The following is a 13,937-nucleotide window of genomic DNA, read 5'->3' as shown; positions in this document are numbered from 1 at the left end:
TATTATTAAATTTCTGAACTATGAAAAACCTTAATACCTCTGTTTCTTTTATTTTCCTGGTGCTACTATTTTTTGGAGTTCCGCAAATTTCGTTTGCACAACAGGAAAAACAAGGTTCCTTATTTATTATCGGTGGTGGCTCCAGACCTCCGGAAATGATTAAACGAATAATCTCAGAATCGGGGATTGATAAAAAAGGTTATGCCGTAATTCTCCCTATGTCCAGTGCCGAACCGGATTCGGCCGTATTCTACTCCAAAAATCAATTCACTGAATTTAATCTGGATAATATTTATGGATTGCATTTCGTGAAAGGTAAAAAAGCTTCAGAAGAAAAACTGGACTCTCTAAGAAACGCGAGCCTGATTTATATTTCAGGGGGAGACCAGGACAGGTTTATGAAAGTGGTGGCTAACACAACTATAGAAGAAGCTATAAAATATAATTTTGAAAACGGCGGTATGATTGCCGGCACCAGTGCCGGGGCAGCTGTAATGAGCAAGAAAATGATTACCGGCACCGAATTAAGGCATCCCAGATATCACTCAACATTTCTTCACCTGGAAAAAGATAACCTGGAACTTAAAGATGGCCTGGGACTTATTAAGAACGTAATTATAGATCAGCATTTTGTTAGACGGAGCCGATATAACCGGTTGCTTACTGCAGTTATAGAGTTTCCGGAAATAACAGGCATAGGTATCGATGAAGCCACCGCTATTCTGGTGAGAGGGAATAATGCTGAAGTAGTGGGGAATTCTCAGGTAGTGGTTATAACTAATCCTTCAAATTCAAACAAAACTACCGGGGAAAAAATCTCAGCGCGAGGATTAAAGCTTGATATTTATCTTCACGGCGAAAGTTTTGAACTTGAGTAGAATTTAATTAAGGTATTAAAACAAAAAGAGGAGCAATGGAGCTCCTCTTTTTGTTTTGGCCAATTAATTCAATTTAATAGCCTGGGTTCTGTTCCAATTCTGGATTTGCATCAATTTCTCTTAGAGGAACAGGCAAAACCAGCTGATCAGCATCAGAAGGAATATCGTTAATGCTATAACCTAATCGCTTAGCTTCAAACAATGCAAAGCCCTCAAAAGCTAATTCTCTTTGCCTTTCTGCTAAAATTAAACCCAAATCCACTGAATCGTAGGTAGAAGCATTTGCTCGTTCCCGAAGTCTATTAATATCGTCTAAAGGTGTTGCTCCTTCCTCTGTATCGAGTCTTTCATTTGCTTCAGCTCTAATAAGATACATTTCAGCAAGTCTTAGCACCGAAATATTCCCAAATTGATTCTGCCATTTTGTAGTAGCTACTCCACGGGTAGTAGTATAAAAGAAGTTGGCGCGGTCATCTTCAGGGTCGTCATACTTTTCATAATGTGGCTCTTCTACAGAAACATCGGGGTTTCCAATACGACCTCCATAATCAACCCCGGCCCAATAAACGTTCCAGGAGTGCTCACTGGCATCCTGACTGGTTACCTGGATGGCAAAAAGGTCTTCATCTGAATTTTGAGTATTATTAAAGGCTTCCGCAAATGTGGAAGTAAGTTGGGCACCACTATTCAATATCACATCGTTGGCTGCATCCCTTGCGTTTTCATATTCTCCCATTTCTAAATAAACCCTCGCAAGTAAAGCCTGTGCGCTGTATTTATTGGCAAAATAATCATTAGATGAAGGAAGTAAATTATAAGCATCGGAAAGATCATTAATAACCTGGGCATATACTTCGTCAAGGGTATTTCTTGCAGGATAGGTTACCGCAGTTGCATCCAAAACCGGTTCAAGAATAATTGGCACTCCGGGTTGAGTATTCGGTTCTCCAGGAGTGTAAGGTTTAGAGAATAATCTTCCCAGGTCAAAATAGGCAAGAGCTCTTAGAAATTTTGCTTCACCTTCTACGCTTGCTTTCTCATCTTCATCGGTAAAAATCTCAAGATTCGCCAATACAATATTAGCCTGGTTGTTCATATCATATGCATTTAGCCAGGCATCGGTTACGAATCCATTATCTGCCACCATTGCTTTCTCGTTATATTCTGAAGGTCCAACAAAAGTTCCGTTCCAGGATAGGTCACCATCATTACCAATCAACTCAGATGCAAGGCCAATCCCTCCTCCATAGCTATCACCGGAACGTGCAGTCCCATAGATATTATTCAGAATGTTTTTTACGTTTGTGGGAGTTTCAGTGGCTACTTCAGGCGAAAGATTTTGCTCTGGTTCCACATTAAGATTATCATCACAGGAAAACAGGCCAAGGGCTATGAACGCCAGTATATAATTTATTTTCATATATTTTTTCATAATAAAATTTTTATAGTTCAATATTTAAACCGACCGTAAAGGTCTTTGCCGGCGGAGCGGAATAAAATGTGATTCCCCTCTGAATATTTGAATTCCCCAGGTTATCGTAGGTAGATTCCGGATCAAAACCGCTATAATCGGTAAAGGTGAGCAGGTTAACTCCAGTGAAATACACCCTAAGGCGATCTACTGTAAGTCTGTCGCTCAAACTCGCCGGAAGAGTATATCCAAATGTTAGATTTCGCAACCTGATAAAATCTGATTCCTCAAGATAGCGTGAAGAATCCTGCTGCCCATTAGTTGAATACATTCGTGCTTGTGGCACATCCGTGATATCCCCGGGATTTTGCCAGCGGTTTAACTGATCTCTGGTCTGGTTATCTTCATAACGGGCATTACCCGATTGGAATTTCCCACCTGAATTATATAAGGACGCTCCCCACTCTCCCTGGAAAGTAAAAGAAAGATCAAAATTGAAAAAGTTGAGGTTATTGGTGAATCCGGCCATAAATTCGGGATAGGGACTTCCCATAACTACCCTATTGGCTTCAGAATAATTCGCGGTGGTAGACCGGTCAAAAGAACCGTCTGCATTTTCGGTATTTCTGTAAAATAAAGCATCCCCATTATCCGGGTCTACCCCGGCATATTCAACAACATAAAAAGATGAGATAGTTTCTCCTTCGCGTACCAGGTTAAGTCCTGAAACAATATCACCGCCAGGCAACGAAGTCACTTCATTATCTAAAGTTGAAAGATTAAGGGAAGAACTCCAGCTGAAATTTTCGGTTTGGAAGTTTTTAGTGTTCAACACAAATTCAAGTCCCCGGTTTTCCAGAGACCCAACGTTACGGGTAATGGAAGTATAACCGGAAGTTCCGGGAATGGGTTCGTTAAGTAGAAGATCGTTTGTTTTCTTCACGTAATAGTCCAGTTCCCCACTGATTCGGTTATTCAATAATCCAAAATCAAGTCCTATATCAACCTGAGTTGTTCTTTCCCATTTTAATTCGGGATTGGCCAGTTGAATTGGTGCCAAAGCCGATCGTTGGTTATATGCTCTCCCTGTGAAAAGTCCGAGACTAGCAAAGTTCCCAATCCCGGCGTTACCGGTAACACCCCAGCTTCCACGAAGTTTTAAAAGGGAGAAGGTAGAGGAATCGGTTAAAAAATCCTCTTCAGAAATTATCCAACCTGCCGAAGCGGCTGGAAAAAATCCATAGCGGTTTTCGTCCCCAAAACGGGAAGATCCGTCATACCTTAAGCTACCTTTAAACAGGTATTTATCGAACATTGAGAATGTAGCTCTTCCGAAGTATGAAAGAAAATTATATTTAGTCCTTGTTGAAGTCCCTGAAGTAATTTCAGAAGCACTGGCAACGGTTTGCAAATCGTCTGAAGGGAAACCTGTACCTGCTACAAATTGATTCTTTCTTGAACTTTCTTCAAAATTCATTCCCACCACCAGGTCAAGGTCATAATCGGTTCCAAGGGTAGTGAAATAATTGAAGTAGTTGTTCAGGTTATATTTATCAGACTGAACCGCATTAGCATCAGCATAACCATTTGTGGAAGCAGACTGGGTTAAACTTCCCGAAAAGTATTCTTCTGTTTGTCCCAGATTATCATAACCGAGTTCAGTTCTGAAATTTAAGCCGGGAATAATCTCATATTGCAGGTAACTATTAAATAAAACCCTGAAAATATCAGCATCCCAATCTCCGTTATATTCCTGCATCAGAAAGTTATAATAAATCGTAGACTCGTTGTTAGGAATCACACCATCTTCCAGATATGCTGGAGATAAAGGTGATTGCGCTACTGCCTGCAATGGCGTGGAAAACGAATTGTCTGTTCCAATACGGGCAATCTGAGTTCTGCTTGCGCTGGCATTAACCCCAACGTCAAATTTATCTGAAATTTCGTGATCTATATTTGTTCTTAAGGAATAACGCTCAAGGTTGTTTCCTCTAATTATAGCTTCGGTACGATTATAACCTCCAGAAACAAAAAATCGGGTTTTTTCATTCCCTCCGGAAATTGATAATGTATGATCCTGAACGGCTCCGTCTACCAAGGCATAATCCTGCCAATCTGTATCTACTTCTCCGTTTCTCCAATCCAAACCATTGGCCATAAAATCAAAATATCCTCCTTCTTCCGTGAGCCAGGTATCTTCGGCGCCATAAGAATTGGTAGATGCCTCGGTAAAGAGTTCAATATACTCTTCGGCATTCAGCCATTCCAGTTTATTAGTAGGTTTACTCCAGCCGGTGGAAGTATTCAAAGAAACCTTGGTTTTCCCTGATTTCCCGGATTTTGTAGTAATAAGAACAACCCCGTTAGTACCTCGCGCTCCATAAATGGCAGCAGAAGAGGCATCTTTAAGGATTTCAATAGATTCAACGTCATTCGGGTTTAAAGAGATCAACGGGTTAATTGGAGCCTGAGACACACTTTCGTCGTCATTGATTAAAGGCATACCGTCTAACACATATAATGGCTCCTGGGAAGAAGAGATACTCGAAATACCCCGAATTCTCATTTTCACGCCTCCTTCAACCTTACCGTTAATTTGAGTGATCTGAACCCCGGCAGCTTTCCCGGTTAGAGCACCTTGTAAGCTGGCAACAGGAATATTATTGATTTCATCTGCAGAAATCGATGCAATATTATCGGTCACCTTTCTTTTGGATTGGGTACCATAACCTACAACCACAACTTCTTCCAGGCTACTATCTGAAGCCATCTGTACATTAATTACAGAATTATCCCTAACCGTTCTTTGTTCGGTTGCGAATCCTATAAAAGAAAAATTCAGGACATCGCCTTCAGAAGCTGTAATGGAATAATTCCCATCAAAATCGGTTTGGGTTCCGGTGGTGGTGTTTTCTATTACAATATTCACCCCAATAAGTGGCATCCCATTCTCATCAGTAACATTTCCCGAAATTTCGCGTTCCTGGGCAAATGTTAGTTGAACCATCAACCCCAAAAGTAGGGCTGAAAAAACTTTCATGTTTAATCTCATTTGAAAAGTAGTTTGAATTAGCGATTTAAAAGTCTTAATAAAATATTAAATTCACAAACAAAAAGACTATACAAACAATTTTAAGACCATAATTTAACACTAGAGATGCACCGAAATCAAAACTACAGCAGTGTTCCCATGCATTTATAAATATAAAAATTGAAAGTCCTTATAAAATGTTAAGAAAATAAGGAATTATTTATTTAAAAATTTCAGTCCTGACATAACAGGAAAGTCAGAAAGTTCTTAAAAAGTTTCATCTGGACCTTTGGAATCTTCTTCCGTAGGTTTATTGAAGATCTATAATTCTGGCCCGGTTTAAGGAAAGCAAAAGTTCCGGCTCTACTTTAATATCTCTGCCTCGAATAGCCGGGAGAAATGTTTCAGTAATTTCTCCTGAACTTCAACCATGGGGATTTCCTTTTTTCCGAGCTCCACATTTAGGGAGGTCACGGCTTTTCCTTTAATTCCGCAGGGAATAATATTATCGAAATAACCCAGATTAGCATTCACATTCAGGGCAAAACCATGCATGGTCACCCAGCGACTGGCTCTCACGCCCATAGCGCAGATTTTACGGGCAAAAGGCGTACCTACGTCCAGCCAAACCCCGGTTTCTCCCGGGCTTCGTTCAGCTTTAAGTCCGTACTCCTTTAAAGTTGATATCACCATTTCCTCAAGCAAGCGTAGGTATTTATGAATATCGGTGAAGAAATTTTCCAGATCCAGTATAGGATAGCCTACGAGTTGCCCTGGGCCGTGATAGGTGATATCACCTCCGCGATTTATCTTATAATATTTCGCATCTCTTTTCTCCAGTTCCTCTTCAGAAATCAGGAGGTGTTTGATATCACCGCTTTTACCTAGAGTATACACGTGGGGATGCTCCACCAGAAGAAAATAATTGGGAGTTTCTAAATTGAGTTCTTCCCGGCGGTTCTTTATTTTAAGAGCCAGTATCTGTTTAAATAACTCCTCCTGGTAATCCCATGCATCCTTATAATCCTTTAGCCCAAGTTCCTGTAATTCAATTTTCTTATTCATTCTTTACCTCTTCGGATTATTCAGAATTATAAGTGCGGCGATCACTCCGGGAATCCAACCCAGCAAAGTTAAAAGCAATACGATAAGAATAGAGCCGCAACCTCGGTCATACACGGCAAGGGGCGGAAACAACACAGAAAGTATAACTCTCCAAACACTCATAATTCTAAAATTTAAAGCGATTCTGGTTGCAAAGATAAGATTAAAAATTCGGCCTGCACCTCCATTGATTGGTAGCCTGATAGTCACTATATTTGCATCCGCCTTGCAGAAAAGCAGGTTTTTAATTTTCAAACTATTATCATGCACCTATCTGAACAGGAAATTATACGCCGCGAAAAGCTCGCTGCACTTCGCAAAGAAGGTATCAATCCATATCCCGCCGATCTTTTTCCGGTAGATCATACCACCAAACAGGTGAAATCCCACTTTGAAGAAGGTAAGAAAGTAGTGATGGCCGGCCGGCTAATGTCACGTCGAATTCAGGGTAAAGCTTCTTTTGCTGAACTTCAGGATTCTGAAGGAAAACTTCAGATCTATTTTAATCGTGATGAGATCTGCACTGGCGAGAATAAAGATAAATACAATAATTTCTACAAAAAATTACTTGATATAGGTGATTTTATTGGAATTGAAGGGGAGCTTTTTAAGACCCAGGTTGGTGAAATGACGGTGATGGTGAAGGATTTCACTTTACTAAGCAAATCTCTCCGCCCTCTTCCCCTGCCTAAAACAGATAAAGAAGGAAATACCCATGATGGTTTTAACGATCCTGAGCATCGATACCGCCAGCGTTATGCCGATCTCGCGGTAAATCCTCACGTTAAAGAAATCTTTGTAAAGCGCACGAAATTATTCAACGCTATGCGTAATTTCTTTAACGAGAAAGGCTACTTCGAAGTTGAAACACCAATCCTGCAATCTATTCCGGGAGGAGCGGCCGCAAGACCTTTTATCACGCATCACAATGCGCTTGATATTCCGCTTTATTTAAGGATCGCGAATGAATTATACCTGAAAAGACTTATTGTAGGAGGTTTCGACGGAGTGTATGAATTCTCTAAAAACTTCAGAAATGAAGGAATGGATCGCACCCACAATCCTGAATTCACAGCGATGGAAATCTACGTAGCCTATAAAGACTACAACTGGATGATGGAATTCACCGAAAACCTTCTGGAGCACTGCGCCCTGCAAGTGAATGGGACTACCGAAGCCGTTTTTGGCGAATATGAAATAGATTTTAAAGCGCCATACAAGCGTGTCACCATGACCGATTCTATTAAAGAATTTACCGGTTTCGACATCACCGGAAGATCTGAAGCAGAAATAAGAAAAGCCGCTGAAGATATGGGCATTGAGGTTGATGAGACCATGGGGAAAGGAAAGCTCATCGATGAGATCTTTGGAGAAAAATGTGAAGGAAAATATATTCAACCAACCTTCATAACCGATTATCCTAAGGAGATGAGTCCACTTTGTAAGGAACATCGGGAAAATCCGGAGCTGACCGAGCGTTTTGAACTTATGGTTTGTGGTAAGGAAATCGCAAATGCTTATTCTGAGTTAAACGACCCTATAGACCAGCGTGAACGTTTTGAAGAGCAGCTAAAACTTGCCAAAAAAGGAGACGATGAAGCTACCGAGTTTATAGATCAGGATTTTCTTAGAGCTTTGGAATACGGAATGCCGCCTACCTCAGGTCTGGGAATTGGAATGGATAGACTAATCATGTTCCTAACCAATAACAGGTCTATTCAGGAAGTATTATTCTTTCCGCAAATGAAACCCGAGAAAAAAGCGGTGGAATTAAGCGATGAAGAAAAAGAGGTTTTCAATATTTTAAAGGATAATGAAATTCACGATTTAGAGGAGGTGAAAACCAAATCGGGATTGAGCAATAAAAAATGGGATAAGGCTTCAAAAGCATTGCGAAAACATAAGATGATAGATGTTTTCAAAGAAGGGGAAACCATGAAGATCAAGACGGTTTAAACACTGCAAATTGATTTTTCAGGCTAAACAAAGGTTAAATTGAGTTCTTCTTAACCTTTTTTTAAACCTTTTTAAGAATTATAAGTCAAAAGACTGCCTAATGGTGGTCTTTTTTTTATTTTGGCTTACGCTGAAAATAGTTCCGCCTTCAGAAATTTTTAATCAAGTAAAGAACTTTTTATGAACAAATTTTTTTCACATAAACTGCTCCTCATAGCCCTGTCGCTATCGGTTAGCAGTTGTGCTGTTTTTCAACCGGAAAAAGATAATGCCCAGGCCGCAAAAGCCGATGAGGGTAAAAAGAATGGCAATGGGGTAAAACCTTATGATAAAGTAATCACCAAAGACGCAAAGTCAGATCCCGGGATGTTCACTGTTCATCGTGTAGAAGACAAATATTTCTACGAGATCCCAGACAGTCTTTTTAACCGTGAAATGCTTACTGTAACCAGAATCGCCAAAACCGCAACAGGAATTGGTTTTGGAGGCGGAAAACAAAACACCCAGGTGCACCGCTGGCAGAAAAAAGACGGCAATGTATTATTACGAGTTGTATCCCACGAGATCTTCGCTGCAGATTCCCTACCCGTGCACGAAGCCGTGGTTAATTCGAATTTCGAACCTGTTTTACAGCGCTTTCCTATTAAAACCTACGGAAAAGACTCAGTGAGCAAAACGACGGTAATCGATGTCACCGAACTTTTCACCAAAGATGTTATGGCTCTTGGTCTTCCAGACAGGACTAGGAAACAATACAAGGTATCCCGATTGGACGATGCCCGTTCTTACATAGACACCATTAGAAGCTATCCCGAAAATATCGAGGTTCGCCATGTAAAAACATACAATGCCGGCGAACCGCCTTCAAATGAGAGCACCGGATCTATTTCTTTGGAATTCAGCAACTCTATGATTTTGCTTCCGAAAGCACCGATGGAACGCCGTTATTTCGACCAGCGTGTTGGATGGTTTGCTCGTGGACAAGTTGACTACGGCCGGGAAGATCATAAAAGTAAAGAGGTGAAATACCTTGACCGCTGGAGACTAGAAGTGAAGGAAGAAGATAAAGAAAAATTTGAACGAGGTGAATTGGTAGAACCAAAAGAACCCATAGTTTATTATATAGACCGGGCCACCCCAGAGAAATGGAGACCATTTATCAAACAAGGGATTGAAGACTGGCAGGTAGCATTTGAAGAGGCCGGTTTTAAAAACGCGATTATAGCAAAAGATCCGCCAAGCAAGGAGGAGGATCCGGATTGGAGTCCTGAAGATGTTCGCTATTCGGTAGTGAGATACCTGGCTTCACCTATTCCAAATGCCAACGGGCCCCATGTGAGTGATCCCCGGTCAGGAGAGATCCTTGAATCTGATATCAACTGGTATCACAATGTAATGACCCTCTTAAGAAACTGGTTTTTTGTGCAGACCGCAGCAATAAATGAAGACGCACAGATGCCTCAATTTGAAGATGAAGTAATGGGTAGATTAATCCGTTTTGTTTCCGCCCACGAAGTAGGTCATACTATTGGTTTACCGCACAATATGGGAAGCAGTGCTGCTTATCCGGTAGAAAAATTGCGCGATCCTGAGTTCACTGCTGAATTCGGAACCGCACCTTCTATTATGGATTACGCCCGCTTCAACTACATCGCCCAGCCCGGTGATGGAGATGTTGCATTAATGCCAAATATTGGCCCATATGATAAATATGCTATCAAATGGGGGTATAAGCCAATTCTTGATAAGACCGCCGAAGAAGAAAAAGAGATCCTTGATCAGTGGATTCTGGAAAAAGCAGGAGACCCTCTTTATCGCTTCGGAAAACAGCAAGGTGGAGGAGTAATTGATCCCAGCTCTCAAACCGAAGATCTTGGTGATGATGCCATTCTTGCCAGTGAGTACGGAATTAAAAACCTGAAACGAATTGTTCCAAATCTAATTGAGTGGACAGCTGAAGATGGTAAAAATTATGAGGATTTGGATGACTTGTATTCGCAGGTACTTGGACAATATAATAGATATATGGGTCACGTAGCCGCTAACATTGGTGGGGTTTATGAATACTACAAGACCTATGACCAGGAAGGAGCGGTTTATACTCACGTAGATGCTGCACACCAGAAAGATGCAATGCAGTTTTTGCAGGATCAACTCTTCACAACACCCGAATGGCTTATAGACCAGGATATTTTCAACAAAATTGAATTTGACGGAAATATAGAACGCATAAGAACCTTCCAGGTTCGCACCTTGAATAATATACTTGATTTCGGAAGAATGGCTCGTTTAATGGAAAATGAAGAAATTAATGGAAACGAGGCCTATGGACTTTTAGACATGATGGGAGATGTACGCAAAGGGATTTTCAGCGAATTGTCAAGAGGGCAAAAAATTGATCGCTACCGCAGAAACCTTCAACGTGCCTATATAGATAGAATGGAATATCTGATGACCGAGGAACAGCCTGAAATTCCAGCACGTATGCGCGCCTGGTCTTCCAGAAGTGAGGTAAATGTCGCGCAAAGCGACATTCGTCCTGTAGTTCGTGGGGAACTTAAAACCCTGGAACGACAAATTAGAAATGACATTAACAGAACTGGCGACACAATGACCAGGTACCACCTTCAGGATGCATTAGAAAGAATTGATCTAATACTAAATCCTATTAAATAGAAGTAAGATTTTCAAGCATTCGTTTAATTTTTTAAAGGCCTGCCCATTTTTTGGCAGGCCTTTTGTTTTTCTATTAAACCAATCCCACTTTTGGGAGTCTTAATAACAAAAATAGAATGCTATGAAAAAGATAAGTTTAATCCTGATACTTTTGATATCGGTATCAGCCTTTGCACAGGAAAGAAAGCAGAAAAAAGCCCATAAGGATCGAGTAGAAATGACCGCAGAAGAAAGGGCAACCCTTAAAACAGAACGAATGACTTCTGCATTAGACCTAACCCAGGCCCAACAAGAAGAAATAAAAAAGTTTTTTACAGAGCAGACTCAGGAAAGAGAAGAATACAGAACCGAAAGAAAAGAAGCACGCATTAACAACACAACTGCAAGAGCAGAACGTTCAGAAGTAAGAAACTTACGTACAAAGAAACGCGAAGAACATCGTGAAAAGATGAAAGAAATACTGACAGATGAGCAATATTCAACCTGGCAAGAAAACCTTGCTAAGAGAGAACGTAAAGCTCACAACAGGAAAAACAGAAACCACCGTAAATAGTTTTAGTTTGTTTGAGCAGGTAAAGAGAATCCGGAAATTTAAATAAGCTTAAGCCAGGCTAACTAGAAGTTTTTCCTCTTTGCCAAATAGAAAGAGGCCGTCTTATCCAGACGGCCTCTTCTTTATTATTGAATTAAAAAATCTAGTGGCAAATTTAATCTCTACCCATATAGATGCTAAGAAAGTATAACAATGTGGCCAGAGAACCAACCGCGGCTACTACGTAGGTACGTGCTGCCCATTTTAAGGAATCTTCAGCGGCATCGTGTTCCTGAGTAGAAAGCATATTTTCATTTTCTAACCATACTAAAGCTCGCTTACTGGCATCATATTCAACCGGTAGGGTTACAAAGCTAAAGAGTGTTCCCATACCATAAAGAATAATTCCTATTAACAAAATAGTGCTGCCCATCGCCGTGGTCATCATTAACATCAATCCTCCAAAGATCACCCATTGGGAAAACCTGGAGGCCACACTTACTACAGGCACAAGTTGGCTACGCAATTGTAACCAGCTGTAGGCCTGGGCGTGCTGTATGGCGTGCCCGGTTTCATGAGCCGCAACTGCAGCAGCCGCAGCATTTCGTTGTGTATAAACTCCTTCACTTAAATTAATTGTCTTTTTCTGCGGATTGTAATGATCGGTTAACATTCCGGGAGTTGAGATTACCTTAACATTATTAATCCCATTATCACTCAACATTTTTTCAGCGATTTCTTTCCCGCTCATCCCATTTTGCAAGTGAACTTTAGAGTATTTTTTGAATTTACTCTTGAGTTTATTGCTAACATACATACTCAATATAAAGAGTACTCCCGCAATTACATAATATCCTATCATTCCCTGTTTATATTTATTTTTTTCGAACTTCAAATATAGCAAAAACCTCGCCATAACCTACAAACTCTTTGGTAAGGCTTTTACAAAGAATCCATTAAAAAACCTTATTTATCACTATAAGATAATACCTATATTTGCAGCAATTAATTAAAAACCGGCTATGCATTATAAAAGAATACTTTTAAAATTATCGGGAGAGGCTTTAATGGGAGACCGTCAATATGGTATTGATCCTGTTAGGCTGGCAGATTATGCCAAGGAAATTAAATCGGTAATAGATAAAGGTGTTGAGGTCGCTATCGTTATTGGAGGCGGAAATATTTTCAGAGGCGTTGCCGGAGCCAGCAAAGGAATGGACCGCGTGCAGGGAGATCATATGGGGATGCTTGCAACTGTTATTAATGGGCTGGCACTTCAGGGGGCCCTTGAAGATGCCGATATTCAAACCCGCCTGCAATCGGCCATCCACATTAATGAAGTCGCTGAACCATTTATTAGAAGAAGAGCGATAAGGCATCTGGAAAAAGGCCGGGTAGTAATCTTCGGTGGAGGAACCGGAAATCCCTATTTTACAACAGATTCCGCAGCCGTTTTAAGAGCCATAGAAATTCATGCCGATGTTATCTTAAAAGGAACCCGCGTGGATGGCATTTACACTGCCGACCCTGAAAAGGATACCAAAGCAACAAAATTTGATTATATTACCTTTGATGATGTAATTCGAAAAGGCCTTAAAGTAATGGACACTACTGCCTTTACCCTAAGTCAGGAAAACGAATTACCCATTATAGTTTTTGATATGAATACCCCCGGAAATCTTCTAAAAGTAGTAACCGGTGAAAATATTGGAACCAAAGTAAATCTATAGTTCAAAAAACCTGCATTTTAAACTTTATAAAGATGGAAGACGAAATTGAATTTATTATTGATAGTACTAAAGAAGGAATGGAAAAAGCCATTTCTCACCTAAAAAAACAATTAGCAAATATCAGGGCCGGAAAAGCCAGTCCATCGATGGTTGGCGGTGTGATGGTGGAGTACTACGGTTCGCAAACACCTCTCAACCAGGTAGCCAACGTGAACACTCCCGATGCCCGAACTATTTCCATTCAGCCATTTGAGAAAAGCCTTATAGGCGATATCGAGAAAGGAATTATGCAGGCCAATCTTGGGTTTAACCCCATGAACAATGGTGAAAACGTAATTATTAGCGTACCACCATTAACCGAAGAAAGAAGAAAGCAGCTTACCAAACAAGCCAAAGCTGAAGCTGAAGATGCAAAAGTTGGAGTTCGTAACGATCGAAAATCAGCTAATAATGAACTTAAAAAGCTAGATATTTCTGAGGATCTCCGTAAAGCTTCTGAAGACGAAGTACAGGAGTTAACTGACACTTATATTGCCCAGATCGATAGAATTCTCGAAATCAAAGAGAAAGAGATTATGACTGTATAGCAGAAGACATTTTATAATTTAACATACAATTG

The 13,937-nt window shown here is 40.5% G+C and carries 11 protein-coding genes; 6 read left to right on the top strand and 5 right to left on the bottom strand.

Annotated features, from left to right (window positions below; genetic code table 11):
- Window positions 1-20: 20 nt before the first annotated feature.
- A complete protein-coding gene (locus tag BM266_RS07440) occupies window positions 21-878 on the top strand; it encodes a cyanophycinase (RefSeq protein WP_093407819.1) in 858 nt (285 codons plus the stop codon).
- Window positions 879-951: 73 nt separating this feature from the next.
- On the opposite strand, the gene BM266_RS07435 is transcribed toward BM266_RS07440, so the two are convergent.
- From BM266_RS07435 to BM266_RS07420, 4 genes are all read right to left on the bottom strand, one after another.
- Window positions 952-2,310, bottom strand: coding sequence for a RagB/SusD family nutrient uptake outer membrane protein (locus BM266_RS07435; protein WP_139220605.1), 1,359 nt, complete (start codon window positions 2,308-2,310; stop codon window positions 952-954).
- Between the two features lie 10 nt (window positions 2,311-2,320).
- On the bottom strand, window positions 2,321-5,329 hold the full coding sequence (locus BM266_RS07430; protein ID WP_245760403.1) for a SusC/RagA family TonB-linked outer membrane protein: 3,009 nt from the start codon (window positions 5,327-5,329) through the stop codon (window positions 2,321-2,323).
- Between the two features lie 354 nt (window positions 5,330-5,683).
- Window positions 5,684-6,385 (bottom strand): lipoyl(octanoyl) transferase LipB, encoded by a 702-nt coding sequence (gene lipB, locus BM266_RS07425; protein ID WP_093407811.1) that lies wholly within the window; start codon window positions 6,383-6,385, stop codon window positions 5,684-5,686.
- A 3-nt stretch (window positions 6,386-6,388) separates the two neighbouring features.
- Window positions 6,389-6,547 carry a YqaE/Pmp3 family membrane protein gene (locus tag BM266_RS07420; protein WP_093407957.1) on the bottom strand — a complete coding sequence of 53 codons (159 nt, stop codon included), beginning with the start codon at window positions 6,545-6,547 and terminating at the stop codon, window positions 6,389-6,391.
- 141 nt (window positions 6,548-6,688) lie between these two features.
- Here BM266_RS07420 and lysS point away from each other — a divergent pair, with 141 nt between their 5' ends.
- The 3 genes from lysS (at window position 6,689) to BM266_RS07405 (ending at window position 11,609) form a co-directional block, all read left to right on the top strand.
- Window positions 6,689-8,380: a lysine--tRNA ligase gene (gene lysS / locus BM266_RS07415; RefSeq protein WP_093407808.1), complete on the top strand. Its 1,692-nt coding sequence runs from the start codon at window positions 6,689-6,691 to the stop codon at window positions 8,378-8,380.
- A 180-nt stretch (window positions 8,381-8,560) separates the two neighbouring features.
- Entirely contained in the window at window positions 8,561-11,056 is a 2,496-nt protein-coding gene (locus BM266_RS07410) for a zinc-dependent metalloprotease (protein WP_093407806.1), read from the top strand.
- Window positions 11,057-11,177: 121 nt separating this feature from the next.
- Complete coding sequence (locus tag BM266_RS07405) at window positions 11,178-11,609, top strand: Spy/CpxP family protein refolding chaperone (RefSeq protein ID WP_093407803.1); 432 nt, start codon at window positions 11,178-11,180, stop codon at window positions 11,607-11,609.
- A 154-nt stretch (window positions 11,610-11,763) separates the two neighbouring features.
- On the opposite strand, the gene BM266_RS07400 is transcribed toward BM266_RS07405, so the two are convergent.
- Window positions 11,764-12,450: a zinc metallopeptidase gene (locus tag BM266_RS07400; protein WP_093407955.1), complete on the bottom strand. Its 687-nt coding sequence runs from the start codon at window positions 12,448-12,450 to the stop codon at window positions 11,764-11,766.
- 160 nt (window positions 12,451-12,610) lie between these two features.
- Here BM266_RS07400 and pyrH point away from each other — a divergent pair, with 160 nt between their 5' ends.
- Together pyrH and frr are read left to right on the top strand one after the other, a co-directional pair.
- Window positions 12,611-13,318, top strand: coding sequence for a UMP kinase (pyrH, locus tag BM266_RS07395; RefSeq protein ID WP_093407801.1), 708 nt, complete (start codon window positions 12,611-12,613; stop codon window positions 13,316-13,318).
- Between the two features lie 32 nt (window positions 13,319-13,350).
- The gene (gene frr, locus BM266_RS07390; RefSeq protein WP_093407798.1) at window positions 13,351-13,905 is read left to right on the top strand and encodes a ribosome recycling factor; all 555 of its coding nucleotides are present in this window, start codon (window positions 13,351-13,353) and stop codon (window positions 13,903-13,905) included.
- Window positions 13,906-13,937: the final 32 nt, after the last annotated feature.

Origin of the sequence: Salegentibacter flavus (assembly GCF_900115145.1) — a bacterium.
Classification (GTDB): domain Bacteria; phylum Bacteroidota; class Bacteroidia; order Flavobacteriales; family Flavobacteriaceae; genus Salegentibacter; species Salegentibacter flavus.
Note: the sequence above shows the minus strand (reverse complement) of the source record. Positions and strands in the feature narration are given on the sequence as shown.